21 protein-coding genes are annotated in these 25,469 nt (G+C 72.4%); 7 read left to right on the forward strand and 14 right to left on the reverse strand.

All coding sequences use genetic code 11. From position 1 onward, the window contains the following. Nucleotides 1-115 precede the first annotated feature (115 nt). Together ACE3QY_RS14810 and ACE3QY_RS14815 are read right to left on the reverse strand one after the other, a co-directional pair. Entirely contained in the window at nucleotides 116-574 is a 459-nt protein-coding gene (locus ACE3QY_RS14810; protein WP_374456801.1) for an Rrf2 family transcriptional regulator, read from the reverse strand. A 137-nt stretch (nucleotides 575-711) separates the two neighbouring features. After that, entirely contained in the window at nucleotides 712-1,614 is a 903-nt protein-coding gene (locus tag ACE3QY_RS14815) for a sulfite exporter TauE/SafE family protein (RefSeq protein ID WP_374456802.1), read from the reverse strand. A 261-nt stretch (nucleotides 1,615-1,875) separates the two neighbouring features. Here ACE3QY_RS14815 and ACE3QY_RS14820 point away from each other — a divergent pair, with 261 nt between their 5' ends. Beyond that, nucleotides 1,876-3,750, forward strand: coding sequence for an acyl-CoA dehydrogenase (locus ACE3QY_RS14820; protein WP_374456803.1), 1,875 nt, complete (start codon nucleotides 1,876-1,878; stop codon nucleotides 3,748-3,750). Between the two features lie 143 nt (nucleotides 3,751-3,893). On the opposite strand, the gene ACE3QY_RS14825 is transcribed toward ACE3QY_RS14820, so the two are convergent. Then, a complete protein-coding gene (locus tag ACE3QY_RS14825; RefSeq protein WP_374456804.1) occupies nucleotides 3,894-5,498 on the reverse strand; it encodes a hypothetical protein in 1,605 nt (534 codons plus the stop codon). Between the two features lie 220 nt (nucleotides 5,499-5,718). Between ACE3QY_RS14825 and ACE3QY_RS14830 the strand changes: the two genes are divergently transcribed. From ACE3QY_RS14830 to ACE3QY_RS14845, 4 genes are read left to right on the forward strand one after another with little or no spacing between them, the layout of a single operon-like run. After that, nucleotides 5,719-6,600 (forward strand): ABC transporter ATP-binding protein, encoded by an 882-nt coding sequence (locus tag ACE3QY_RS14830; protein WP_374456805.1) that lies wholly within the window; start codon nucleotides 5,719-5,721, stop codon nucleotides 6,598-6,600. Further along, complete coding sequence (locus tag ACE3QY_RS14835; protein ID WP_374456806.1) at nucleotides 6,597-7,382, forward strand: ABC transporter permease; 786 nt, start codon at nucleotides 6,597-6,599, stop codon at nucleotides 7,380-7,382. The genes ACE3QY_RS14830 and ACE3QY_RS14835 overlap by 4 nt, the downstream gene beginning before the upstream one ends. After that, nucleotides 7,319-8,425: a sensor histidine kinase gene (locus tag ACE3QY_RS14840; RefSeq protein ID WP_374456807.1), complete on the forward strand. Its 1,107-nt coding sequence runs from the start codon at nucleotides 7,319-7,321 to the stop codon at nucleotides 8,423-8,425. The genes ACE3QY_RS14835 and ACE3QY_RS14840 overlap by 64 nt, the downstream gene beginning before the upstream one ends. Continuing rightward, nucleotides 8,422-9,027: a response regulator gene (locus ACE3QY_RS14845; RefSeq protein WP_374456808.1), complete on the forward strand. Its 606-nt coding sequence runs from the start codon at nucleotides 8,422-8,424 to the stop codon at nucleotides 9,025-9,027. Before ACE3QY_RS14840 ends, ACE3QY_RS14845 begins: the two co-directional genes overlap by 4 nt. Before the next feature lie 112 nt (nucleotides 9,028-9,139). Here the strand turns inward: ACE3QY_RS14845 and ACE3QY_RS14850 are convergent, their stop codons facing one another. Both ACE3QY_RS14850 and ACE3QY_RS14855 read right to left on the reverse strand, forming a co-directional pair. Then, on the reverse strand, nucleotides 9,140-10,441 hold the full coding sequence (locus ACE3QY_RS14850; protein WP_374456809.1) for a FlgD immunoglobulin-like domain containing protein: 1,302 nt from the start codon (nucleotides 10,439-10,441) through the stop codon (nucleotides 9,140-9,142). Between the two features lie 107 nt (nucleotides 10,442-10,548). Beyond that, the gene (locus ACE3QY_RS14855) at nucleotides 10,549-10,761 is read right to left on the reverse strand and encodes a DUF6458 family protein (protein WP_374456810.1); all 213 of its coding nucleotides are present in this window, start codon (nucleotides 10,759-10,761) and stop codon (nucleotides 10,549-10,551) included. Nucleotides 10,762-10,885: 124 nt separating this feature from the next. On the opposite strand from ACE3QY_RS14855, the gene ACE3QY_RS14860 reads away from it, so the two are divergent. Beyond that, the gene (locus ACE3QY_RS14860; protein ID WP_374456811.1) at nucleotides 10,886-11,701 is read left to right on the forward strand and encodes a maleylpyruvate isomerase family mycothiol-dependent enzyme; all 816 of its coding nucleotides are present in this window, start codon (nucleotides 10,886-10,888) and stop codon (nucleotides 11,699-11,701) included. Between the two features lie 3 nt (nucleotides 11,702-11,704). Here ACE3QY_RS14860 and ACE3QY_RS14865 read toward each other — a convergent pair whose 3' ends face one another. From ACE3QY_RS14865 to ACE3QY_RS14880, 4 genes are all read right to left on the reverse strand, one after another. Further along, nucleotides 11,705-13,210, reverse strand: coding sequence for a hypothetical protein (locus ACE3QY_RS14865; protein WP_374456812.1), 1,506 nt, complete (start codon nucleotides 13,208-13,210; stop codon nucleotides 11,705-11,707). Between the two features lie 66 nt (nucleotides 13,211-13,276). Continuing rightward, nucleotides 13,277-13,513, reverse strand: coding sequence for a hypothetical protein (locus tag ACE3QY_RS14870; protein ID WP_374456813.1), 237 nt, complete (start codon nucleotides 13,511-13,513; stop codon nucleotides 13,277-13,279). A 500-nt stretch (nucleotides 13,514-14,013) separates the two neighbouring features. After that, on the reverse strand, nucleotides 14,014-15,249 hold the full coding sequence (locus ACE3QY_RS14875; RefSeq protein WP_374456814.1) for a fatty acid desaturase: 1,236 nt from the start codon (nucleotides 15,247-15,249) through the stop codon (nucleotides 14,014-14,016). A gap of 32 nt (nucleotides 15,250-15,281) precedes the next feature. Next, on the reverse strand, nucleotides 15,282-16,400 hold the full coding sequence (locus ACE3QY_RS14880) for a ferredoxin reductase (protein ID WP_374456815.1): 1,119 nt from the start codon (nucleotides 16,398-16,400) through the stop codon (nucleotides 15,282-15,284). Between the two features lie 103 nt (nucleotides 16,401-16,503). On the opposite strand from ACE3QY_RS14880, the gene ACE3QY_RS14885 reads away from it, so the two are divergent. Next, a complete protein-coding gene (locus ACE3QY_RS14885) occupies nucleotides 16,504-17,685 on the forward strand; it encodes a helix-turn-helix domain-containing protein (protein ID WP_374456816.1) in 1,182 nt (393 codons plus the stop codon). 358 nt (nucleotides 17,686-18,043) lie between these two features. On the opposite strand, the gene ACE3QY_RS14890 is transcribed toward ACE3QY_RS14885, so the two are convergent. From ACE3QY_RS14890 to ACE3QY_RS14910, 5 genes are read right to left on the reverse strand one after another with little or no spacing between them, the layout of a single operon-like run. Continuing rightward, the gene (locus ACE3QY_RS14890; RefSeq protein ID WP_374456817.1) at nucleotides 18,044-20,392 is read right to left on the reverse strand and encodes a GNAT family N-acetyltransferase; all 2,349 of its coding nucleotides are present in this window, start codon (nucleotides 20,390-20,392) and stop codon (nucleotides 18,044-18,046) included. Then, nucleotides 20,389-22,137 carry an IucA/IucC family siderophore biosynthesis protein gene (locus tag ACE3QY_RS14895; protein WP_374456818.1) on the reverse strand — a complete coding sequence of 583 codons (1,749 nt, stop codon included), beginning with the start codon at nucleotides 22,135-22,137 and terminating at the stop codon, nucleotides 20,389-20,391. The genes ACE3QY_RS14890 and ACE3QY_RS14895 overlap by 4 nt, the downstream gene beginning before the upstream one ends. Beyond that, on the reverse strand, nucleotides 22,134-22,667 hold the full coding sequence (locus ACE3QY_RS14900) for a GNAT family N-acetyltransferase (protein ID WP_374456819.1): 534 nt from the start codon (nucleotides 22,665-22,667) through the stop codon (nucleotides 22,134-22,136). Before ACE3QY_RS14900 ends, ACE3QY_RS14895 begins: the two co-directional genes overlap by 4 nt. After that, a complete protein-coding gene (locus ACE3QY_RS14905; protein WP_374456820.1) occupies nucleotides 22,664-23,941 on the reverse strand; it encodes a lysine N(6)-hydroxylase/L-ornithine N(5)-oxygenase family protein in 1,278 nt (425 codons plus the stop codon). Before ACE3QY_RS14905 ends, ACE3QY_RS14900 begins: the two co-directional genes overlap by 4 nt. Further along, a complete protein-coding gene (locus ACE3QY_RS14910) occupies nucleotides 23,938-25,404 on the reverse strand; it encodes an aspartate aminotransferase family protein (protein ID WP_374456821.1) in 1,467 nt (488 codons plus the stop codon). The genes ACE3QY_RS14905 and ACE3QY_RS14910 overlap by 4 nt, the downstream gene beginning before the upstream one ends. Between the last annotated feature and the right edge of the window lie 65 nt (nucleotides 25,405-25,469).

Below are 25,469 nucleotides of genomic sequence, written 5' to 3' on the forward strand. Positions count from 1 at the left end.
TCCCCGGCCGGACCTGACCCACACATCAGTCAGGAGAGCCGGATATCCGGTGACCACCCCGCTTGTCACACCAGATCTCGGCCGACAAGCGGGAGACTCGGGTGCAAAGGTCGGATCAGTGGGGCTGCCAGGCGTCCTCGTCCTCGGTGAGGGCGGCGACGCCGCCCGGGAGCCTGCCGTCGGCGAGGTCCTGGATGGTGACCTGCTCGAAGACCGCGCGCAGCGAGCTGCGCGCCGCGATCCAGACGTGCTGGAGCACCTGGGCCGAGTCGTCGTACTCGACGGCTTCGGGGCGCAGGCCGTAGACCGACACGAGGGGGCCGTCGACCGCGCGGATCACGTCGGCGACGGTGACCGACTCCGGCTGCCGGGCGAAGCGCCACCCGCCGGACTGGCCGCGCTGCGACACCACGATGTCGGCGCGACGGAGGTCGGCGAGGATGGCCTGGAGGAAGCCGTGGGGGATCCCCTGGGCCTTGCCGAGCTGCTCGGCACTGACGGCTGCCCCGTCCGTGCGCACCGCGATCTCGATCAGGGCCCTGAGGGCGTAGTCGGCTTTGGCGGAGACGCGCATAAGGGCAGTTTGTCAGATATGTCGGCTTGGACAGTCATGCTTGACGGCTACGAGTCGGTAAAGGCCCCGGCGACAGCACGCCGCCACCCCCGGTGCAGCAGGGGTGACGGCGTACGTCGTGGGGTCGGAGAGGCGCGTCAGGCGCGGGCCGTCTCGAGCTCGCGCTCGTCGAACAGGGCCGCCTTGGCGAGGCGCTCCTGCTTGACCGCCCAGGTGATGCCGGCGATCCAGAGGACGAAGATCACGGCCGCGGTGACGGCGACTCCGACACCCGGCACGCCGACGGCCTCGAGGAGCGTCTTGGAGTTGGTCAGGATGATCAGGCCACCGGCGGCGGTGCCGAGCACGCGGGCCGCGAGGTGCTTGACCAGCCACGCCGCGATCGGGGCGGCCACCACGCCACCCGCCAGCAGCGCACCGGCGTAGCCCCAGTTGATGTTCTCGGCGCCGAGGCCGAGGAGGAAGCCCAGCGAGCCACCGACGGCGACGACGAACTCGGAGGTGTCGATCGAGCCGACGACCTTGCGGGGCTCGAGGCGACCGCTGGAGAGCAGCGAGGTGGTGCCGACCGGGCCCCAGCCGCCGCCACCGACGGCGTCGAGCGTGCCGGCGACCAGGCCCATCGGGGCGAGGAAGAACGCCGACGGGTGGCCCTTGAAGGTCGGGCGAGCGCCGCCGAGGCGGAGGAAGCGGTAGACGACGTAGAAGCCGAGGCTCAGCAGGATCACCGCGACGACCGGCTTGGCGACCGCGGCGTCGAGGTTGGAGAGCAGCGTGGCGCCGATGAAGGCGCCGACGAAGCCGGGCACGGCGAGGATCGAGACCGTGCGCCAGTCGACGTTGCCGAGCTTGTGGTGGGACGCGCCGGAGACCAGCGAGGTGCCGATCTCGGAGAAGTGGACGGCGGCCGAGGCGGCGGCCGGGGCGACACCGGCGGCCAGCAGCAGGGTCGAGGAGGTCACGCCGTAGGCCATGCCCAGGGAACCGTCGATGAGCTGGGCGATCAGGCCCACCACACCGAGCACGATGAGCTTGCGCATGCGCAGGCTCCTTTCTGGTGATCTGTCAGGTCTAGGTCATGTGACCGTGGTTTGTCACTTGAAAGAGTAGACATACTTTGAGTGATAGACAAAACCGACCACCACATCGGCGGGTCGTGGCACCCGGTGTGGCGGGCGACATTGGGCGTTCGTGTTGCGTCGCGGGCGGTGGCGAGGCATGATTTTGTTACCGGCGAGTAGCACGTTGCTGATTCGGCATCGGCTCGCCCCCACGACCGCGACACGGAACAGGTGGAAGCTGTGAGCCACTACAAGACCAACCTCCGCGACATCGAGTTCAACCTCTTCGAGGTGCTCGGCCGGGACGAGGTGCTCGGCACCGGTCCCTTCGGCGAGATCGACGGCGAGAGCGCCCGCGAGATCCTGCGTGAGGTCGAGCGTCTCTCCCGCGAGGACCTCGCCGCGTCCTACGAGGACAGCGACCGCAACCCGCCCGTCTTCGACCCGGCCACCCACACCGCCCCCGTACCCGAGTCGTTCAAGGCGAGCTACCAGGCGTGGATGGACTCCGAGTTCTGGCGCCTCCAGGTCTTCGAGGAGATGGGCGGCACCCCGGCCCCGTCGTCGCTGATCTGGGCGATCGGCGAGATGGTGCTCGGCGCCAACGCCCCCGTGTGGATGTACGCCGCCGGCCCGGCGTTCGCCAACGTGGTCCACCGCAACGGCAACGAGCGCGACAAGGCCGTCGCCCAGTTCATGGTCGACCGCCAGTGGGGCTGCACGATGGTCCTCACCGAGCCCGACGCCGGCTCCGACGTCGGTGCCGGCCGCGCCAAGGCCGTCCCCAACGAGGACGGCTCGTGGAACATCACCGGCGTCAAGCGCTTCATCACCAGCGCCACGCACGACATGAGCGAGAACATCATGCACCTCGTCCTCGCGCGCCCCGAGGGCGTCGAGGGCGCCGGCGGCCCGGGCACCAAGGGCCTCTCGCTCTTCTGGATGCCCGAGCAGCACTTCGACCTCGAGACCGGCGAGCTGACCGGCGAGCGCAACGGCGTCTACGTCACCAACGTCGAGCACAAGATGGGCATCAAGGTGTCCAACACCTGCGAGGTCACCTTCGGCGACCCGCAGGTCGGTGGCGGCGAGGCGGCCAAGGGCTGGCTGCTCGGCGAGGTGCACGACGGCATCGCGCAGATGTTCCAGGTCATCGAGAACGCCCGGATGATGGTCGGCACGAAGGCCATCGCGACGCTGTCGACCGGCTACCTCAATGCCCTCGACTACGCCAAGGAGCGCGTCCAGGGCGCCGACCTGACCCAGGCCGCCGACAAGACCGCGCCCCGCGTGACGATCACCCACCACCCCGACGTACGCCGCTCGCTGATGACGCAGAAGTCGTTCGCCGAGGCGATGCGCGCGCTCGTCCTCTACACCGCCACCTGGCAGGACCAGGTGATGGTCGCCGAGCACGCGGGCACCGCCGACTCCGACGAGGCCCGCCTCGCCGCCGCGGTCAACGACCTGCTGCTCCCGATCGTCAAGGGCTACGGCTCCGAGCGCTCGTGGGTGCTGCTCGGCACCGAGTCGCTGCAGACCTTCGGCGGCTCGGGCTTCCTGCAGGAGTACCCGATCGAGCAGTACGTGCGCGACGCCAAGATCGACACCCTCTACGAGGGCACCACCGCGATCCAGGGCCAGGACTTCTTCTTCCGCAAGATCGTCAAGGACCAGGGCCGCGCCCTGGGCCACCTGGCCAAGGAGATCGAGGGCTTCATCACCGCCGAGGCCGGCAACGGTCGACTCAAGAACGAGCGCGCCCTGCTCGCCACCGCGCTCGAGGACGCCAACGCGATCGTCGGCCACATGATCAACGACCTGATGTCCTCGCAGGACGAGCTGCGCAACATCTACAAGGTCGGCCTGAACACCTCGCGCCTGCTGATGGTGCTCGGCGACGTGGTCTGCGCCTGGCTCCTGCTCCGCCAGGCCGACGTGGCCCTGCAGAAGCTCGCCGGCGAGGTCTCCGCGAAGGACAAGGCCTTCTACGAGGGCAAGGTCGCCGCGGCGCAGTTCTTCGCGCAGCACAACCTGCCGAAGATCGGCTCCGAGCGGGCCATCGCCGAGGCGACCACCCTCGACCTGATGGACCTCGACGAGTCCGCCTTCTGATCGACCTGCACCTCACCCCCGGTGGTCGAGGTGCGAGAAGCGCAGCGACGAGCCTCGAAACCCATGGAGACATGTGGCTTCGAGGCTCGCTGCGCTCGCACCTCAGCCACCGAGCTGCAGGCCCGGTGTGTCGTGGTGAGGCGTCAGCCCTTGATCAACAGGGGACGGGACGTGACGACGAGCTTCTGCAGACCAGTCGCGCGGAGGGTCACCTTGACGCTGACCTTCTTGCCCGCGACCTTGCGAGTCACCTTCAGGCTCTTCGCCGTTGCACCCTTGATCGGGCGCGTGCCGACGTACCACGCGTAGGTGGCTGAGGCGCTGGACGGCGAGACTCCACTCAATCTGGCCACCAGCTTGTTGCCGACGACAGGCTTGCCGGTGAGTGCCACGCGTCCGGTGACCCGTGAGGGGGCAGCGGGAGTCGTCGGCACGGGCGTCGGCGTCGCGGTAGATACCGGCGTCGGCACCGGCGGCGTGGGCGGCTGGGGAGCCTGGGCCGTGGTCAGCGCGGCGTTGACCGAGGAGGAAGCTCCGGGGCCGAGGACCACGTCGTCCGCGGCCTCGACGGTGGCGACCCCCGGGTGGAAGAACGGCTGCGCGGCGCCGCTCACGGTGTAGCGGAGCCGATAGGTGCCGGGGACGAAGTCACCCTCGAAGATGCCGGTCTGCGATCCCGCGCCGAGCGGGACGGTGTCCGCAACCGTCCAGGTCCCGTCGATCTTCGTGAGCAGGTCGACAGTCCCGACGGCCTGGGAGCCGTTCAGGGTCACACCGCCGTAGAGGTGGCTGGTCGCGACGACCTCAGCGTCGATCGTGGGCTGCGTGCCACCGGCGAGCATCGCGATCGGGGTGGCCGCCGCGAGCGTGGGCTGGTCCAGCCAGTACTCGTCGACCGTGTATCCGCCTGGCCCGTCGCCGAACCGGATCTTGTAGGTGCCCGCGGGCAGCCCGCCGATCGTGTAGGTGCCGTCCTGCGCGCTGAGGAGCTGGAACACGCCGATCTCGTCCCAGGTGCCGGTCGCCGGGTCCTCGAGGTAGGCCGCCGCCATCTCCTCACCGAACATCGGCGCTCGTCCGATGCGGGTGATCGTGCCCCGGATCCGCTCGGCGACCGCGAGCCGGGCGTCCACCTGGACCGGCGTGCCGTCGTCGGGTACGTCGATCACGCTGGCGTTGCGGCGGAAGAGCTGGTCGCCCGACCACTCGTTGACGACCGAGCCGGTCCAGTCCTCGAAGTAGACGACGTACTTGCCAGGACGCAGCGGCGGCAACGTGTAGGCCCCGGTCGAGTAGTCGACGCCGGCCATCGAGGCCATCGACCCGTCGAGCGGGTATGCCCAGACCTTCACCGAGGCCGGTCGTCCGGAGTCGTAGGACACGGTGCCGGTGATCTTGCCCGGGGGCGTGAGCCTGGCGTCCACCTGCGTCGGCGCGCCGTTGGCGACGGCGACCGGGGTCCCCCTCAGCGCGTCGGGCGCGTCGTCCCAGCACTCGGAGGCGTGCAGCCCGGCGAGGTCCTGGAAGCACACGACATAGGTGCCGTCGGCCATCCCCTGGAGGGCGTAGCTGCCTGCCCCGTCGACCATCGTCTCCTTGGCGATCCCGCCGATCTGGCCGTCGACCGACGTCCACGCGGTGACCTTGACCTGCGACAGGTCTGCACCCGTCGACGACGTCAGCTGGCCCCGGATCGACCCCGTGCCACTTGCCTGCGCCGGACTGGTCCCGGCAAGAACGGCGAGCATCGCGACAATCGTCGCCCCTGCTCGCACCCCCGTGCTGAACAACGTGTGTTCTCCTCTGTGCTCTTGTGTGGTGACGGCCGTGGCGGCCGCCTCCGCGACCCTAGGTGGAAGTCAAGGACTCCATGACGCGAATCGACCAAGTGAGCCGATGACACGTGTCACGGTGACCTCGTGACACTTCGGCGAGGGGCGTGAGCGCATCCGGCCACAGGCTGGTGCCATGAGCACACCAGCGATCCGCGCGACCGGGCTGCGCAAGCAGTTCCGCGCCACCGACGGCGCGACCGTCGTAGCGGTCGACGACGTCGACCTGACCATCCAGCCGGGCGAGATCGTCGCCTTCCTCGGGCCCAACGGTGCCGGCAAGACCACGACGGTCGACATGCTCCTGGGGCTGACGCGGCCCGACGCGGGCACGATCGAGGTGTACGGCGTCGAGCCGGGCGCCGCGGTGCGCGGCGGGCGGGTGTCGGCGGTGATGCAGACCGGCGGGCTGCTCAACGACTTCACGGTCGAGGAGACCGTCCGGGCGATCGCCGCCCTGCACGGCCGACTCGACCGGGTCGGGGTCGTGCTCGAGCGCGCCCGCCTCACCGGGCTTGCCGGCCGTCGCGTCGAGGCGTGCTCGGGCGGTGAGCAGCAGCGCCTGAAGTTCGCCCTGGCCTTGCTGCCCGACCCCGACCTGGTGATCCTCGACGAGCCGACCGCCGGCATGGACGTCGGCGCACGCCAGGAGTTCTGGCAGGCCATGCGCGAGGACGCCGCGCACGGGCGCACGATCGTCTTCGCCACCCACTACCTCGCCGAGGCCGACGAGTTCGCCGAGCGGACCGTGCTGATGAACCGGGGCCGGATCGTCCACGACGCCGCCACCACTGACGTACGCGCTGCCTACGGCGGCCGCACCCTCACGTTCCGGCCGCCGGCCGGCGTGGTCGGGTCCGACGGGATCGACCCGGCCTGGCTGGCCCTCGTGCACCAGGCGCTGGCGCCGCTTGGCGTCACCGACCTCGAGGTCTCCGCCGCCAGCCTTGAGGCCGCATTCCTCGCCCTGACCGCGGACGAGCCGGTCGACACCATCCTCGAAGGAGCCACCCGATGACCGCCCAGCTGATCCAGCCCGACGTCCGCACCGTGCCGCGCCCGGACGTGCTGGCGTACGCCCGGCTCGACCTGCGCCGCCAGCTGCGCGACAAGTTCGGCATGTTCTTCATCGTCGGGCTGCCCACCTTCATGTTCCTGGTGTTCGGGCTCGGTGACGACGAGCCGGTCGGCAGCGGCAACGTCGCGATGTACGTCATGATCTCGATGGCGGCGTACGGCGCGGTCACCGCCACCACGGGCGTCGCGGGCAGCGCGGCGACCGAGCAGGTGATGGGGTGGGGTCGCCAGCTCGGCCTGACCCCGATGCGCCCGCTCGCCTTCGTCGTCGCCAAGGCCGGCATCGCGATGGTCGTGGCGCTGATGCCGGTGACCCTGATCTTCGCCATCGGCGCGACCACGGGCGCGCGCGGCAGCTGGAGCGACTGGGTGCTCGCGGCGCTGCTCGTGTGGTGCGGCTCGGCCCTCTTCGCGATCTACGGCCTGGCGATGTGGCTGGTCTTCCGCGGGCCGAATGCCACCGGCATCGCGTCCGGGATGATCGTGATCATGGCGTTCCTGGGCAACGTCTTCACGCCGATGAGCGGCCTGCTGCTCGACATCGGCCGGCTCACCCCGCTCTACGGCTACGCCGCGCTGGCGCGCTTCCCGCTCACCGAGGGGTACCTGCCCGTGGGCGGGCGCGACCCGCTCTGGCTGCCGGTCGCTAACGTGCTCGCGTGGACGATCGCCTTCTCCCTGCTGGCCCTGTGGGGCGTACGCCGGAGCCGGGCGCGGACGTGACCGCGGCGACGCTGCCCGACAACCCCTGGGAGAAGTGGGGGTGGGCCTTCGCCGCCATCTGGCTGGTCTTCCTCGCCTTCCCGGTCATCGCGGTCCTCGACTCCGACGTGGGCGTGCCGGCGAAGGGCGTCGCGCTGGTCTGCATCGCCGGCTTCGCGGTGGCCAACGTGCTGGGCTACTCCTCCCGCCTCAGCCCGTGGTGGGCCCTGGGCCTGATGCTGGTCCTGGCCCTGGCCACCGTCCCGGTGATCGGGATCGGGGTCATCTCCTTCACCCCCTACCTCGCGATCCTCTCGGCCCTCGAGCTCCCGGGGCCGTGGTGGAAGTGGGCCGTCGGGCTCTGGGCGGCCTTCCCGCTGCTGTCGCTGCTGGACATCGACGGCTTCCCGACCTTCTTCTTCCTGATGCTGTGGCCGGTCATGATCGGCGGCGTGATGCTGCGGCTCTTCGGCGAGCGCGAGTACCTCGCCAACGCCGCCCTCCGCGAGCACGCCGTGGTCATCGAGCGTGAGCGGGTGGCCCGCGACGTGCACGACGTCCTCGGCCACTCGCTCACCGCGCTGTCGGTCAAGGCCGAGCTCGCCGCGCGCCTGGTCGACGTCGACCCGGCGCGCGCCAAGGAGGAGCTGGAGTCCATCCAGGCCACCGCCCGCCAGGCGCTCGCCGAGGTGCGGGCCACCGTCGGCGGGCTGCGTGCGGGCAACCTCGAGGCGGAGCTCGCCGCCGCGCCGCGGGTGCTGGCCGACGCCGGTGTCAGCACGCGCGTGGTCGGCGGGGTCGCCGACACCGACCCGCGCCACCGGGCGCTGCTCGCCTGGGTGCTGCGCGAGTCGGTCACCAACGTCGTACGCCACGCGCGCGCCGGGTCGGTCGAGATCGAGCTCGGCCCCCGCGGGATCGTCGTGACCGACGACGGCGTGGGGCTCACGGGGCCCGAGGGCAACGGCCTGCGCGGCATGCGCGAACGCGTCAGCGGCGTGGGCGGCACCCTCAGCGTGGCCCCCGCCGACCCCGGCACCCGAGTAGAGGTGGGACTCCCGTGATCAAGCTGCTGCTCGCCGACGACCAGGCGCTCGTGCGGGGCGCGCTGGCCGCGCTCCTCGACCTGGAGTCCGACCTCGAGGTGGTCGCCCAGGTCGGCCGCGGCGACGAGGTCGTCGAGGCGGCCCGGGCGTCCGGCGCCGAGGTGTGCCTGCTCGACATCGAGATGCCCGGCCTCAACGGCATCGACGCCGCAGCGGCCGTACGACGCGAGCTGCCCGGCGTACGCTCCCTCGTCGTCACCACGTTCGGGCGCCCGGGCTACGTCCGGCGGGCCATCGAGGCGGGGGCGTCCGGCTTCGTCGTCAAGGACACCCCGGCCCGCCAGCTCGCCGACGCCGTGCGCCGGGTGCACGCCGGGCTGCGGGTGATCGACCCCGACCTCGCGGCCGAGTCGCTGATCGACGGCCCGAGCCCGCTGACCGACCGGGAGCGCGAGCTGCTCACCCACGCCCTCGACGGCGCGCCGGTGGCGACGATCGCGGCGCGCGTGCACCTGTCGGAGGGCACGGTCCGCAACCACCTCTCCGCCGCCATCGGCAAGACCGGCGCGACCACCCGCAGCGAGGCGGCACGGATCGCCCAGGACCGCGGCTGGTTGTGAGCCGGGCAGCCGCCGACGAGGCACGAGTCGGCGGCGTGGGCCCGGCCAGATCGAGTGAGCCCGCGGTCGAGGAACGAGGCCGCGCCCGGCTCGTACCGAGATCGAGCCCGCGTCAGCGCACCACGGCCAGGTAGCGCACGTCGACGGTGAAGGTGGCGACGTCGACGGAGTCGGTGCCCGACGTCGTGAACCTCCACAGAGCGGCCGGGTCGCGCTGGGGCAGCTCGTCGTCGCCGTCGCTCAGACCGGCGCCCCAGGGAGGTCCCTCCACCCAGGCCGACTGCCCGGACGTGCCGGTGACGGCCGAGGGGGTGCTTCCCGACACCGTGAGCGTCCCGGTGTCGGGCTCTCCGGTGACGGTGGCGGCGCCAGAGAAGGACACGCGGACGGCGGCCAGGCCACGGACGCCCGTGGCATCGGGCACCTCGAGGAGGTGACTGCTGCTCGCGACGTTGCCGTAGGTCTGGGGCGGGTCGCACACCGTCGACCGGTAGCTGAGGCCACCGGCGTAGAGCGTGCTCGGGACCACGCTGCCGCAGTCCGGGAAGTCGCCGCACCCCATGGCCGTGCTCCACGTGCACGGCCCGAAGTCGGTGGCGTCGGGGGTCACCGTGGCGGTCGTCTCACGCCACTCCAGCTCCTCCTCCGACACCCAGATCCGGAGGGGTGTCGAGCGACCGGTGTTGCCCGCCAGGTCGCGGCCCGACGCGACCGCCGTGTAGCGCCCCTGGGGCAGCGGCTTGCCACCACGGACGGCGGCCCACTCCACGGTGCGGCCGGTGCCGAAGGACGGGCCGGTGGGCCCGGTGTGGCGTTCGTCGAGGTCGGCGCGGCGCACGACGCGGCCCTTGGCGTTGCGGATGACCAGCTCGAAGGAGGCGACCTTGTTGTCCCAGACGCCGGCCGTGAGGGGGAGGACGTCGGTGACGACCGTCGTGCGTGGGTAGACGCGCGCGGGTGCGTCCGAGGGCGCACCGAAGCGTGGGGCGGCGAGGGTCGGCGAGAAGTGGGTGTCGACCTGCACCTTCTCCGTCGCCCGCGACGTGAAGATGCCGGCCGCGGGGTCGGAGTCGTACAGGCGGATCGTGTAGGCGCGGTCCGGCACCACCTTGCCCGACTGGTTGCGGCCGTTCCAGGTCCACGTGTGCGTGCCGCGGGACTGCATGCCGAGATCGACCCGCCGGTCGGTCGTGCGGCGGGAAGCCGGTCCGATCGTGAGCCGGACGTGTGCCGGTTCCTTCAGCGTGTAGCGGATCCGGAGGGTGTCCTTGACGCCGTCACCGTTGGGCGAGAACCGGCTCGGCGCCCCGATCGTGAACGCGGGGCCCGAGGCCGCTTCAGCGGGCGCCACCACCGCGGCGGGCGAGGCGAGGAGGGCGAGGACCAGGGCCCCCTGGACGAGACGACGTGGCACGGGATCTTCCTTCTTCCGGGTGGCGCGGGTGCGCCGTGGTGCTGGGACGCAGCAGGAGCGCCCGAAGTTGTCCTCGGGCGCCCCTGGCGGATCGGCGGCTGCGTGTCTCAGAGGTCGCGGCGCTCCTCCACGTGGGTGGTCTTCGAGCGCTGGTTGTTCATGACGAGGCCCAGCACCAGTGCGAGCACGCCGGCGATGACGAGGATCCAGCCGACCGTGCCCGGGTCGACTACGTCCTGGACCGCTGCGGGGAACTCCTTGATCGCGAAGAGCAGGATCAGGCCGAGGACGAGAAGCAGGATGCCCAGTCCGATACCCATGACGACTCCTTTGTCGAGGTGGCGCGGCCGGCTCGGGGAACGGCCGTCCCCGGCAGCGTAGAGCCGATGCACGCGCAGACGGCGCAACCCGCTCCCCCGCAGGGGTGGGCCTACCCTCTGCACCATGACGGATGCCGACCGACTCAGCGCCCTCGTCGCCGTGTGGTGGGAGGCGGTGGACTCCTTCACCCGCCTGCTCGAGCACGTCGACGACGACCAGTGGGCGACGCCGACGGACCTGCCGGGGTGGGACGTCCACGCCATCGCGGCGCACACCGCCCATCTCGAGTCCCTGCTCGCCGGCCGGCCGCACGACGACGTCGAGGTCGGCGACGCACCGCATGCACGCGGGATGATGGGGCAGTTCACCGAGCAGGGAGTCGTGGCGCGGCGTGACCGGGCCGCGGACGCGCTGATCACCGAGATCCGCGAGGCCACGACCGCGCGCCACACCCAGCTGCTGGCTGACCCGCCGACCGACCCCGCGGCGCCGGCGCCCGGTCCTTTCGGAGCGATCGGCTGGAGCACCGGGCTGCTGCTGCGCAACCGCCCGCTCGACGTGTGGATGCACGAGCAGGACGTACGCCGGGCGCTCGACATGCCGGGCAACCTCGACTCCGCGCCGGCACGGCACAGCGCGGCCTACCTGATGGAGACCCTGCCCTTCGTCGTCGCCAAGCGGGCGCAGGCGCCGGTGGGCAGCGTCGTACGCCTGGAGGTGGCGGGCCACGACCCGGTGACCGCGATCGTGGGCGCGGACGGCCGCGGACGACCCGGCGGACCCGAGGACGGCGAACCGACGGTCACGCTCACCACCGACCGGGAGACGTTCATCGTGCTGGCCGGCGGGCGTCGGCCCGCCGAGCCCGGCGTCGTCCGGGTGGCGGGCGATGCGGAGCTCGGCGAGCGGGTGCTCGCCTCGATGGGCGTCACGCCGTGAGGCTCAGCTGCGGTCGGTGACGCGGACCAGTCCGGCGAGCGTGCCCATCCACACCGAGCCGCCCGGACCGACGGCGAGCCGGGAGCCGTCGCTGCTCGCCAGCAGCCCCGTACCGGCCCGCACGCTCCACATCGCGCGACCGGTCGCGGCGTCGAGCCCGGTGACGTACCAGGCGCTGACCCCGAGCAGCGAGGGCCGCTTGGTCCAGGCGTAGACGAGGCCGTTGGGCCAGCTCGCCACGGCGCCAGAGCCGGGGGCGACCTGGTCGCTGGTCCACCGCTCGGCGCACGAGCCGTCGGTGAGGTCGACCCGCGCGATGCCGTGGCTGCTGGTGAAGCCGAGGAGGGTGCTCCGCGGGGAGGAGTAGTCGTGGTCGTTGGTCACCACGACGCCCGGCCCGACCGGCGCGAGGTCGGCGTCGACGGCTCCCTCCCCCTTCCCGAAGACGGGCTGGCGGCACACCTCCTCGCCGGTCCCGCGCCGGAGGAACACCACCGACAGCTGGTCCTTCGTGGTGTCGGTGACCGCGATGGCCCCTCCGTCCACCAGCACCGGAGCCGTGCCGCTCGGGTGCTCCGTCGCGGACGTCCACGCGACCTGCGGTGCGCCGTCGGCAGCGAGGCCGAGCCGGTGCACGCCCTCGTCGGTGGCCAGGAGCATGCCGCCGTCGGGGTCCGCCGCGAAGCCGTGCTCGACGTCCGCACCCAGGTCCAGCACCCGTACGTCGCCGGAGTCGGGCGCGATCGTGCCCACCAACCCCTTCCCGGACGCCCACCACACCCGGCCGGACCAGTCGGGCGCGAGTGCGACGAGGCAGTCGCCGAAAGGCACGTAGGGCTTGAGGTCCCAGGTCGACTCGGTGCGCAGCTCGGCCTCGCCCTCGGCGCCGGACGTGCGCACGGCCAGGACGCTGCGCTCGGTGGTCGCCACGACCGCGCGGTCCTGGGCGTCGAGGTAGAACGCGTCACCGCGGCAGCCCGCCCGGTCGTCGTGCTCGGGAAGGCCCTTGGTCGCCTGCGGACGGATCGAGTCCGGGTCGACGAGGCGCAGGCTCGGTCCGGACCGGCCCTCGCAGAGCGCGACCAGCAGGTCCGTCGAGGTCACCTCGAGCCGCCCGCAGCGCTGCAGGCCGAACCACGAGGTCTCGACCTCGGGCTGGAGGCCGAGCGGCCCCGGCCGGGCGACGGCGGGCACCGCGGAGAGCTGCGGGTTCGGCGGCAGCTCGGAGGTGATGGCCTGTGCGGTGGCCGGGCGACCGACGTACGCCGGTGCGGCGAGGACGCCGGGCGCCGGCGGGATCGGCAGCCAGCCGTCGGGGACGACCACGACCGCGGCGACCAGGACGGCGACCACGCCGGCGGTCCGCACGGCGATGCGGCGGCTGACGTAGAGGTGGTCCTGCACCCACCACCGCAGCCGCGGCACGCAGAGCGCGGCCGCCGCGAGCACCAGGACGAGCGGCCCCCACGCCATCCAGGCAAGCAGCAGCACCCCCACCACCCAGATCACTGGCTGACTCTAGGTCAGCTGCGGGTCCGGTTCAGGGAGGCGCAGCGGCGCCCGCCCGGGTGATCGTCAGTCGGTGACGTGCCGGATGCGCGGCGCGGTCAGCGTCAGGTCGGCGAAGGCGCCGTGTCCCTCGCCGTGTCGCAGGAAGACCCGCGACCGGCGGGGGACGGGAATCAGAGGGCGCGCCGCCTCAGGGATCACGACCACCTCGGGCTCACGCCGTGGGAGGAGGCCCCCCGTGATCCGTTCGAGCTCTGCGAGCCGACCGGCCATGTCCGACGTTTCCATCCTGTGCTCGCCCATGTCAGCGAACCCCCTCTGGTCCCCACCACCAGGCGACCCCCCACGGATCGCCTCGTGGGAGAGGCTAGGAGCGCCCCCGGCCACGAGGGAATGGCCTGAACGAAGCCTGCGAAATGTCTTGAGGGACGGTCCAGACCAGGACCGTCCCTCGTCGACGAGTTGACGTGTGCTTGATGTGCGAGGGCCCTCAGGCCGCCGGGAACGCCGGCCACTCGTCGGCCACCGACCCCCTCGGGCGCGGCACGTAGACCACGACCCGACCGGTGTCCTCCTGCAGGGGCCGCCCCACCGAACCGACGCGGATCATCGGTCCGCCCCCGTGGTGGCGGTCCTGCTCGTCATGCGCACGTCCATCTCTCTCCCCCTGTTGCTCCCCCGGATGTGTTCCCCCGTGACACCCGCGCCAGGCACCCCCGAGCCTGGCGCGGTGTCGACATCAAGGATGTCCGGGAAGCCGATCTGATACATCCGCAGGACTACGGATTCGACAGATGCGGGAACTACGCAGCGGCGGCGCGCGCCTCGCTCTCGAGCTTGCGGCCGAGCAGGCGGCGCGTGCGGCGGTCGCCGGTGGCCATCTTGTAGAGGACGGCGAGCTGCTGCGGGGCGTTCTTGGCGTTGGTCGTGGCGAGCCAGCCGTTGGGCAGCGAGAGGCGTACGACCTTGTGCCAGGCCGAGTAGACCTGCGGGACCATCGGGCGCGAGCAGTAGGTGAGGTCGTACTTCTCGAAGAGGGCCTGCACCTTGGGGGCGATCTCGCCGTAGCGGTTGGACGGCAGGTCCGGGAAGAGGTGGTGCTCGATCTGGTGCGACAGGTTGCCGGTCATCAGGTGGAGGAACTTCGAGCCGGAGATGTTGGCGCTGCCGAGCATCTGGCGGACGTACCACTCGCCCTTGGTCTCGCCCTCGATCGAGCGCTTCTCGAAGGTCTCGACGCCCTCGGGGAAGTGCCCGCACAGGATGACCGAGTTGGACCAGAGGTTGCGCACCACGTTGGCGGTGAAGTTCGCGGCGAGGGTCGGCAGGAAGGACCCGGTGGGCAGCGACAGCAGCGGGTGGACGACGTAGTCCTTGGTGGCCTGCTTGCGGATCTTGCCGAGGACCGCCTTGGCGCGACGGCGGAACTCGGGGTCCTTGGTCTGCTTCTTCTTGATCACCGCGCCGAGCTCGAGGTCGTAGGCGGCGATGCCGTACTCGAAGAAGACGGCGTTGATGAAGCAGAAGAGCGGCTGCGCGAGGGAGGCCGGGGTCCAGGCCTGGTCCTCGTCGACGCGCATGATGCCGTAGCCGAGGTCGTTGTCCTTGCCGATGACGTTGGTGTAGGTGTGGTGCAGCTCGTTGTGGCTGTGCTTCCACTGCTCGGCGGGCGAGGCCATGTCCCACTCCCAGGTGGAGGAGTGGATCTTGGGGTCGCGCATCCAGTCCCACTGTCCGTGGAGGATGTTGTGGCCGATCTCCATGTTGTCGAGGATCTTGGAGATGCTCAGGCCGGCGGTGCCGAGGATCCAGGCGGGCGGGAACGCGCTGAAGAGCAGCACCGCGCGCGAGCCGAGCTCGATCTTGCGCTGGGTGTCGATGACCCGGCGGATGTACGCCGCGTCGTTGGCGCCGCGGGTGTCGAGGACCTCCTGGCGGATGGCGTCGAGCTCGATGCCGATCTGCTCGATGTCGGCCTCGGTGAGGTGCGCGATGGGGTTGGTCTGGCCGAGGACGGCCTTCTTCTGCACGGTGGTCATGTCGATCTCCTGGGGGTGTCGGGGAGGTCTGGTCAGTGGTCGATGTGGCAGGGGCCGGCGGCGGCGTTGATGCAGGTCTGCACCTTGAGGTCGCCGGTCTCGCCGGGGACGGCGGTGGTGATCGCGCCGTTGCGCAGGTCGCGGACGCTGCCCTCGCGCAGCGGGATCACGCAGCCCATGCAGATGCCCATCCGGCAGCCGCTCGGCATCAGCATGCCCGCCTCCTCGGCCGCGTCGAGGATCGGCGTGGCGCCGTCGAGGTCGAGGGTGGTGCCGGACGAGAAGGTGACCGTGCCACCGTCGCCGGGCTCGACCCGGGCGGTGCGGAACTGCTCGGTCGTGAGGGTCAGGCCCGCGGCGTCGTGGTGGGCGTCGAGGGCGTCGAGCAGGCCTGCCGGCCCGCAGGCGAGGGTCTGGCGCTCGGCCAGGTCGGGGACCAGGGCGGCGAGGTCGTCGACGTCGAGGACGCCGTGCTCGTCGTCGTACCGCGCGACGAGGCGGATCGCGCCCGCGGCGTCGAGCGCCTCGAGGTCGCGGATGAAGATCGAGTCGGGGTGGCTCGGGGCGACGTGGACGACGACGATGTCGTGGCCGGCGCTGCGGACCGGGCGCAGCACGCCCTCGTCGGTGCTCGGGAACAGGTTGCGCAGCATCCCGATCACCGGGGTGATGCCCGAGCCCGCGGTGACCATGAGGAACTTGCCACCCGCCGGCGGGAGGACGAACTCGCCGGCCGCCTGCTCGAGGTGGACCAGCGTGCCGGGGCGGGCCTCGTGCACGAGGTGGTTGCTGACCAGGCCGTCCGGCACCGCCTTCACGGTGATGGAGATGCGGCCGTCGCGGCGGGGGCCGTGCGTCAGCGAGTACGCGCGCCACTGGCGTACGCCGTCGACGTCGATGCCGATGCGGAGGTACTGGCCGGGCACGTGGCCGGCCCAGTCGGCGCCGGGGCGGATCACGATCGTGGCGGCGTCAGCGGTCTCGGGGTGGACCGACTCGATGCGCCCGCGCAGGTCGGCGCCGGAGCGCAGGGGCGCGAAGAGGTCCATGAAGTCGGCCGGGAGGTACGGCGTGGTGGCGGCCTCGGCGACGCGGACCAAGTGGTCGCGCACGCGGGCGCCGCGCACGGGCGGCTCGAGAGTCGTGCTCATGACATCCAATGTCCCCGAACGGACGCCTGCTTGCCTGCTCTGGGCACGTGAATCGGCGGTAGACTCTTGTTCGCCGCGAACAAAAACCACCTCAGGAGCCCCGATGGCCACACAAGCTGTGCGCGCTGCCACACAAATGCAGACCGTCGTCGGCCTCGACCCGCAGGTGGCCGAGGCGCTGCGCTCGCGGCTCGCCGAGGTCGCGGACCGGGTCGTGCTCACCATCATCGACGAGGTGCCCAGCTATGCCGGCGCGTTCAGCGGGCGGATGGGCGAGGTGATCCGCAACGCGGTCCAGCTCGCGCTCGGCGGCTTCCTCACCCTGGCCACGCGGCGTGAGGGCAACGCCCCCAAGGCGCCGGCGATCGAGGGTGCCTACCAGCTCGGCCGCGGCGAGGCGCGGAGCGGCCGGACCGTCGAGGCGCTCCTGGCCGCCTACCGCGTCGGGGCGCGCACGTCGTGGCGCGACATGGCCGACGCGGCCGTCGAGGCCGGGATCGGCGCGGACCAGCTCTCGCGCTTCGCCGGACTGGTCTTCGCCTACATCGACGAGCTGTCCGCGGCCTCCGTCGCCGGGCACACCGACGAGCTCGAGAGCAGCGGGCGTGTCCGGCAGCGCAACCTCGAACGCCTCGCGCGGGCGCTGCTCACCGGCGCGCCGGCCGACGCGGTCAACGCGGCCGCCGAGCGCGCCGACTGGGAACCTCCGGGCGCGCTGACCGCCGTCGTGCTGCCGGAGTCGCAGGTCTCCCACGCCCTGACCGCGCTCGACCCGCGGACCCTCCAGCCGACCGACGACGTGCCCGGGCTGCCCGAGGGACACGCCTCGCTGCTCGTGCCGAGCACGGGTTCGGCCACTGCGCGACGTACGTTGCTGCGGGCGCTGCGCGGGACGGACGCGGTGGTCGGGCCGAGCGCGGCGTGGCTCGAGGCGTCGGCGTCGTACCGCCGCGCGCTGCGCTGCGCCGCCCTCGGCCTCGAGGGGCTGGTCGACTCCGACGAGCATCTCGCTGCGCTGGTGCTCGCGGCCGACGCCGAGGCCCGCGCCGACCTGCGCGCCCGCGTGCTCGCGCCGCTCGCCGACCTCCGCCCCTCGACCGCCGAGAAGCTCACCGACACCCTCCGCAGCTGGCTGCTCCACCACGGCCGCCGCGACGCGGTCGCCGAGGAGCTGTTCGTCCACGCCCAGACCGTCCGCTACCGCGTCGGCCAGCTCCGCGAGGTCTACGGCGACCGGCTCGAGGACCCGGCCTTCGTCCTCGACGCGACGTTGGCGCTCGCCTGACGTCGCCGCTCGGGCGGTGGTCGAGGGGGATTCCGCGGTCCGGAAATCCCCCTGGAACACCGCCCACGGGCGTGGCGTACACCGACACGAGCTCGGGCGGTGACTGAGGGGGAATCGGGGTCCTCAGAATGCCCCTCCATCACCGCTCGGCGGTGGTCCACCTACATTCGGCGGCCTCAAAATGTAGGTGGATCACCGCCCGTGGGCGCGGCGGACCGAGACACGCCGGCCAGCGGTGGTCCACCTACATTCGACGGCCCGGAAATGTAGGTGGATCACCGCCCATGGGCGCGGCGGACCGCGACACGCGGCTCAGCGGTGGTCCACCTACATTCGGCGGCCCCGGAATGTAGGTGGATCACCGCTCCACGAACGCTGGCGGGCGGCGGAGGAAGGCGAACTGGGCCTTCTTGGGCGGGAGGTCGGGCAGCGGGGGCGGGAGCTCGGTGACCGGGCCGAGCTCGGCGCCGGAGCGGAGGAGGAGGGCGAGGGACAACTCGTTGTCGACGTCGGGCTCGAGGACGATCCGCTGCACGGCGGGGTCGGCGAAGAGGCGCGCGGCGAGGTACGCCATCAGCTCGGCCGTGGTGCCCGCGCGCGCGGCGTCGTCGGCGAGGAAGAGGTGGACACCGAGGTCGCCGGGCTCCCGGTCGTAGTGCTGCCCGATCTCGTCGACGGACGGGTCGTAGGTCTGCACGAGCCCGATCGGGTGGCCGCCGACGAGGACGAGCGAGGCGGTCAGGTGGTCCTGCTCGTCGATCCAGCCGTAGATCTCGCCGACCTCCTCGACCGTCCGCGACGCCATCCCCCAGAAGCGGGCGCGCGGCTCGGTGAACCACGCGTGGAGCATCGGGGCGTCGGCGGCGGGCTCGACCGGCCGGAGGGCGAAGGGGCTGACGGGGAGCAAGGTGCCGTCCTTCCAGAGGGGGAACTGGTCGTCGTGGTGGGGGTCGGCCACACGTCCGCCGGCGCCGAGGGGCACGGCCCAGCGGCTGCGTGAGCGGTCGCCGAGGTCCCAGACGATGCGGGCGATCGGGCCGGTGGTGCACGCGTCCGTGCCGGGGATCCAGCGCGTCGAGGCCACGCACTCGGTGTCGCCGTCGAGCGGGTGCCCGGCCACGGAGGGGAGGTACGACGTGGGATCGAGGCCGAGGTCGGCTAAGGCGTGGCAGGGGGCGAACCGGTGCTGCTCCCCCCAGGTCCGCGCCGGCATCGCCGCGACCTGCGCGAGCGCGTCGCCGGCCAAGGCCACGAGGTCGAGTCCGGCCGGCGGGTCGGTGACGAGGTCGGGCAGCACCCGGGCCACCCGGCTGGGCAGGTGCCACCACGGCACCAGCACCTCGGCGTGCACCGGCGGCACGGCCGCGCGGGCCGGCGCCAGCACCGGGTGCGCGACGACGGCCGCGACCAGGGCGTCGCGCACGGCGGCGTACGTCCCCGCGGCCGCCGAGTCGGCGCTCATCGCACCGTCCCACGACCGGAGCTGCTCGACGAGGCGGCGGCTCGGCTCCGGGAGGTCCTCGAGCCCCCGCAGCAGCGCGAGGAGCGGGCCGGCCGACGTGTCGCGGGCGTCGGTGATGACCGCCGCCGCAGAGCCCACGTCGACCGCGCCCTCGGCGAGCAGCGCGGCGATCCGGTCCCGCCGGAAGGACGGTGCGAACCGGTCGGCCAGCACGTCCCAGCGGTCGTCGGTGCGGTCGTTGGCGGTGACGGCCACAGCGGCCGGCGCAACCTCGATCCGGGGCAGGTCGGCCCACCCCGTCCACGACTCCCCCTCGCGCACCGGCACCCGGCCGGCCACGCGGTGCAGCACCCGCCCGGCCGTGTCGGCGACGAGCACGTTGTTCACCGGCTCCACCCAGTGCTCGAGCGCGGCGTCCACGTCGGCGACGCTCCGGGCCCGCAGCAGCGGCAGCACCGCGGACAGGCCGGTGTCGCCGAGCTCGGCGGTCGGGGTGCGGACGACGAGCCGGCCGTCGACGACGCGGGCGTCCTGGTAGTCGGCCATCGCGTTGGTGACCGCCCAGGCGACGTGCCCGGTGTGGCCGAAGTGCTGCACGCCCGGCACGCCCGGGAAGGCCAGCCCGACGACGTCGACCTCGTCGCAGGCCAGGCCCACCTGCTGGTAGATCCCCGGCGCCTCGAAGACCCGGTGCGGGTCCGCGCCGATGAGCGGCGAGCCCGAGGTCGTACGCCCACCGCCGACGGCGAAGGCGTTGCTGCCGTGCGGCGGCTCGCCGACGCCGAGCAGCGCGCCGAGCCGCGGGTCGAGGCCCGGGCCGACGGACGCCGCCCACAGCTTCGTCGGGAAGCCCGCGAAGAGCACGTGCTGGACCAGGAACACCGCGAGCGGGGTCCACGGCTGCCACGACCCCGGGGCCTCGCGACCGGCGAGCTCCGGCGAGGTGGCGCCGTCTGCGAAGCCGGTCCGGACCCCGTCGACGTACGCCGCGAAGAGCTCCTGCGACTCGGCGTCGAGGGCCGTGAAGCCGCGGCGGGCGGTGCCCTCGATGTCGAGGTCGCGGGCGAGGGCGTCCCAGGCGTCGGACCCGCCCAGCGCGCCGACCCGCGCCTCGCCGCGCAGCCGCTCGACCTGGAGCTGCCAGGCCCGGTCGTGCGCGGTCACCCGGCCCTGCTCGAAGGCGAGGTCGTGCAGCGTGCGGGTGCGGACGTGGGGGACGCCGTGACGGTCGCGGTGGACGCTCATCGGCGCGCGGCCGGGTTGCGGAGCGTGCCCGCGAAGATCAGCGACTCGGCCTGGTCGGCGAGGTCGACCATCTGGAGGGTGTTGCGCAGCTGGAGCCGGTTGAGGCAGCTGTGCGCGAACTCCCCACGCAGCAGGTCGTACGTCGCCGCGGCCGGCGCCAGCTCCGGGTGGTCGGCGGCGTGCCCGGCGATGCAGTCGTGCACCAGTCCCCAGAAGTCGTCGTCGGGCAGCAGGCCGGCCTCGTCGAGGATCGCACCGAGGTGGCGGAGGAAGCCGTCGAAGACGTCGGTGTGCACGGCGAGCGCGGCCAGGTCCGGCGTCACGACCGCACGGATCCGGGCGACCTCGTCGGGCAGCGGACGGTCGGTGAGCACGGCGACCTCCTCGCCGATGTCCTTCATGACCATCCGGACCGGCACGTGGTCGCGCAGCACCATCACGAGGTTCTCCCCGTGGGGCATGAAGGCGAGGTCGTGGGCGAGCAGGCAGTGCACGACGGGACGCAGGTAGGCGCGGAGGTAGGTCGACACCCAGGTGGTCGCGTCGACACCCGAGGCGGCGATGAGCTCGCCGACCAGCGGTACCCCGGCCGCGTCGCGGTGCAGCAGCGAGGCCATCGTGGCCAGCCGCTCCCCCTCGGCGAGCTGCGGGACGGGGCTCTCGCGCCAGAGCGCCGCGACCATCTTGCGGTAGGGGGAGGTGACGGGCAGCCGGTGGTAGGCGTCGCCGGTCCAGCCGATCGCGCCGTGCTCCCGCAGCACCGTGAAGCCCAGCGCGGTCAGCTCCTCGTCGCCGGTCACGAGGTCGTGGACCCAGTCGTTGATCGCCGGGGTGGCGGCCATGTAGGCCGGGGACAGGCCGCGCAGGAAGCCCATGTTCTGGATCGCGAGCGCGACCTTCACGTAGGACCGCTCGGGGTGGTCAACCGGGAAGAAGGTGCGGATCGACTGCTGGGCGCGGTGGGCGCCGTCGACCTCGCCGAGCGGCACGAGGGCCTGCCGCGCGACGTCGGGCGCGAAGGTGATCGCGAGCCGGTTGGTCCACTGCCACGGGTGCACCGGCAGGTAGAGGTAGTCCGCGGGGTCGAGGCCGAGGTCGCGCAGCCGCTTCTCGAAGTCGACGAGCACCTCGTCGCCGAGCTCGTCGCGGTAGTGCTGCACCTCGGTCCGGCCCGCCGCGAGCGACAGCTGCGCCTCGTCACGGCGTACGCCGATCCACCACAGGCGCACGTCCGCGCCCGTCTCCGGCGCGAAGGCGGCGTGGTCGTCGACCCCGAAGCCGATGCGGCCGTTGCAGGCGACGAAGCCGGGATGGCCCTCGGTCATCGCCGCCTCGATCTCCTGGTAGCCGGCGTGCACGAGGTCGGCCGAGGAGAGCGTGTGGTGCGTGAGCTTCCACGCCGCGGAGGCGAGGGTCGCGGCGATCTCCTCGAGGTAGACCGGCAGGAGGTGGTCGGGGATGCCGAGGGCGTCGTTGCAGTCGACGACGAAGTCCTGCGCATCGACCGGCAGCGCGCGCTCGTCGACGACGCGGACGATCGACGACGGGTCGACGACCCAGTGCTCGAGCGGGTGCCGCCGGGCCGAGAAGGCGTACGTCGAGGTGCCGAGGCGGAGCTGCCAGTCGGCGCCGTCGGGCTCGGGCGTCAGCAGCCGCTCGTGGCTGAACTCGGCGATCGCCTTGGCGACGAGGTGGCGGTGCGCCCGGGCCATGGTCGCGGGGGTGAGGTGGGCGGTGTCGATCATGCGGTCCTCCGAGGAGCGGATGCGGCGAAGTCGGTGCGGCTGCAGAAGCTCAGCGCCGCGGTCTTGTCGGGCAGCTCGACGTGGCGGGCCACGACGAAGCCGACGGCCGCGTTGAGGACGGCGATCCTGTCGTTGCGCGCGTCGGGCTCGACCACGACGCGGCGGGCGGTCGGGTCGGCGAAGCACTCCTCCATCACCCGGCGCATCACCGCGGAGGTGAAGCCGTGGACGGGGGTGTCGGTCGGGGCGACGAGGACGTGCATCCCCACGTCGCCGGGGCGGAGCTCGGCCAGGCCGGCGAGGGGCGAGTGGGACGGGTCGTAGCGCTCCATCAGGAACGCGGGTGCGCCGTCCGCGCGGCCCAGGAGCGCGTCGTGGTGCCGGTCCTCAGCGATCCGGGCGTACTCGTCGTGGACCTGCTCCGGCGTCGCGTCCTGCATGCCCCAGAAGACCGAGCGCGGGTGCGTCACCCAGGCGTGCAGCAGGGCGAGGTCGCGGGTCGGGTCGAGGGGTTCGAGGGTCAGTCTCATGCGGTCACTCCTTCCCGGAAGCGGTCGGGGATGCCCCACTCCTGGAAGGCGATCCGCTTCTCCACGGCGTACGGCTCGCGGCCGAGGACCTGCGCCAGGATCACCGAGCTGCGCATGGCGCCCATGCCGAGGTCGGGGGCGACGAAGCCGTGGGTGTGCTCCTCGGCGTTCTGCACGAACACCTCGGCGTCGGCGTGGTCGACGGCGAAGGTCGGTCCGGCCAGGAACCGGCCGCGCTCGTCCCACCGGATCCGGTCGCGGACCGGCTCGAGGAAGTCGGGCACCCGCGGTGCGTAGCCCGTGGCGAGCACGAGCGACTCGGTGGCCAGCCGGCCGGTCGTCCCCTGCTCGGTGTGGCGCAGGTCGAGGGTGTAGCGGCTGCCGTCCCAGCGGGCGCCGGTCACCTCGGTCGCCGTCAGCAGCGTCGTCGCGACGCCGCCGGTCGCCTCACGGCGGTAGAGCTCGTCGAAGATCGCGTTGATGGTGTCGGAGCTGATGCCCTTGGACAGCGCGGCCTGCCCGGCCTGCACCTCGGCACGGCGGGGCGCCGGCAGCGCCTGGAAGTACGCCGACCACTCGGGCGAGGTCATCTCGAGGGTGAGCTTGGTGTACTCCATCGGGAAGAACCGCGGCGACCGGGTCAGCCAGGTCAGCTCGAAGCCGTGGTGCTCCTGCTCGGCGAGCAGGTCGGCGTAGACCTCCGCGGCGCTCTGGCCGCTGCCGACGACGGTCACCGAGTCGCTGGCCAGCAGGTCCGCCTTGCGGTCGCAGTAGTCGGCGGAGTGGAGGGCCGGGCCGTCGACGTCGAACGGCAGGCGCGGCGCGGTGCCGGTCCCGAGCGCGAGGTGGCGCGCACGCCAGCTGCGACCGGTCGCCGACCGGACGACGTAGGCCTCGCCGTCGTGCTCGACCGCCACCACGCGCTCGCCCCAGCGCAGGGAGTCGAGGCGCTCGGCCGCCCACCTGCAGTAGTCGTCGTACTCGCGGCGGAGGGGGTAGAAGCTCTCCCGGATGTAGAAGGGGTAGAGCCGGCCCACGTCCTTGAGGAACGCCAGGTAGGAGAAGCGCGAGGTCGGGTCTGCGAGCGTCACGAGGTCGGCCATGAACGGCACCTGCAGGGTCGCGTCGGGCAGCATCATCCCCGGGTGCCAGGAGAAGCCGTCGGCGGCGTCGAGGAAGACCGCGTCCAGGTCGTCGATGGGGTCGGCGAGGCAGGCCAGCCCGAGGTTGAACGGCCCCAGCCCGATGCCGAGCAGGTCGTACGTCGTCGTCATCGCGCCACCGCCAGCCGCTGCCGCGACGGCCGCGGGACGGCGGGCTCCCCGGCGATCCGCCGTCCCGCCTCCCGCACCATCTCGACCACGCCGAGGACGTCGGCGACCGTCGCGACCGGGTTGAGCAGCGTGAGCTTGAGGTAGCTCCGGCCGTCGACGCGGGTGGCGGCGACGAGGGCGCGACCGTCGTCGAAGAGCTCCGCGCGGATCGCCGCGTTGAGCGAGGCGAGGGCCGCCTCGTCCAGTCCCGGGGGGCACAGGCGGAACACGATCGTGCTGAGCTGTGGGGCCGCGGCGACGTCGATGTCGGGCATCGCGGTGAGCTCGGCGGCGACGGCGTCGGCCAGGTCGATCACCGCGTCGAGGTGCTCGCCGATGGCGTCGGCGCCCATCACCCGCAGGGTCATCCAGAGCTTGAGCGCCTCGAAGCGGCGCGTGGTCTGCAGGCTCTTGTCGACCTGGTTGGGGTGCGCGGAGTCCTTGGGGTTGAGGTAGTCGGCGTGCCAGGTGACGTGGCCGAGCGTGGCCCCGTCCCGGACCAGCAGGGCGCTGCACGAGACCGGCTGGAACCAGGTCTTGTGGTAGTCCACGGCCACCGAGTCGGACAGCTCGATCCCCTCGAGCCAGTCGCGCCGGCGGGGTGACACCAGCAGCCCGCCGCCGTAGGCCGCGTCGACGTGGAACCACGCGCCGTACGCCCGGGCGAGCGCGGCGACCTCCGGAAGCGGGTCGATGGAGCCGAAGTCGGTGGTCCCCGCGGTGGCCACCACCGCCATGGCCACGTCGCCGCGCTCGGCCGCGTCCGCGAGGGCCGTCGACAGCGCCGCGGGGTCCATCCGGCGCGAGACGTCGACCGGCACCGGCACCACAGCGGCGTCGCCAAGGCCGAGCATCCGCGCGGCCTTCTGCACCGAGAAGTGGCCGTCGGCGCTGGCGAAGATCCGCAGCCGCTCGGCCGGCGCGGCCTGCTGCCCCCGCGCGAGCAGCAGTGCCTGGAGGTTGGACTGGGTGCCGCCGGTGGTGAAGATGCCGTCGGCAGCGTCGTCGTACCCGATGCGGGCGGCCGTCCAGTCGACGAGGTGGCGCTCGATGAAGGTGGCGCCGGCGCTCTGGTCGAAGGTGTCGAGGCTGGAGTTGACCCCGCTGATGAACACCTCGGCGGCCAGCGCCGGGATGACGACCGGGCAGTTGAGGTGGGCCGCCGCGGTCGGCTCGTGGAACCAGATCGCGTCGTCGAGCCAGAGCCGGGACAGCTCGGCCAGCGCGTCCGGGCCGGTGCCGAGCGGACGGTCGAGGTCGACGGCGGCGACCCGCTCGGCGGCCTCGCGCGGGGTCACCCCGGTGAGCGGCCGGCCGGCCGTCGCGCCGAGGTGCTCGACGAGGTGGTCGACGGCCGAGCCGACGGCCTGCCGGTAGCCGGCGGCGTTGGCCGGGTGGAAGAGGTGCTGCCAGGGTGCGCCCACGTGCGTAGCTCCCGAGACGAAGGAATTAGGTAAGCCTTACCTTACTCACATCGACCGGGATGGCT

Origin of the sequence: Nocardioides sp. (assembly GCF_041913365.1) — a bacterium.
Taxonomy (GTDB): Bacteria; Actinomycetota; Actinomycetes; order Propionibacteriales; family Nocardioidaceae; genus Nocardioides.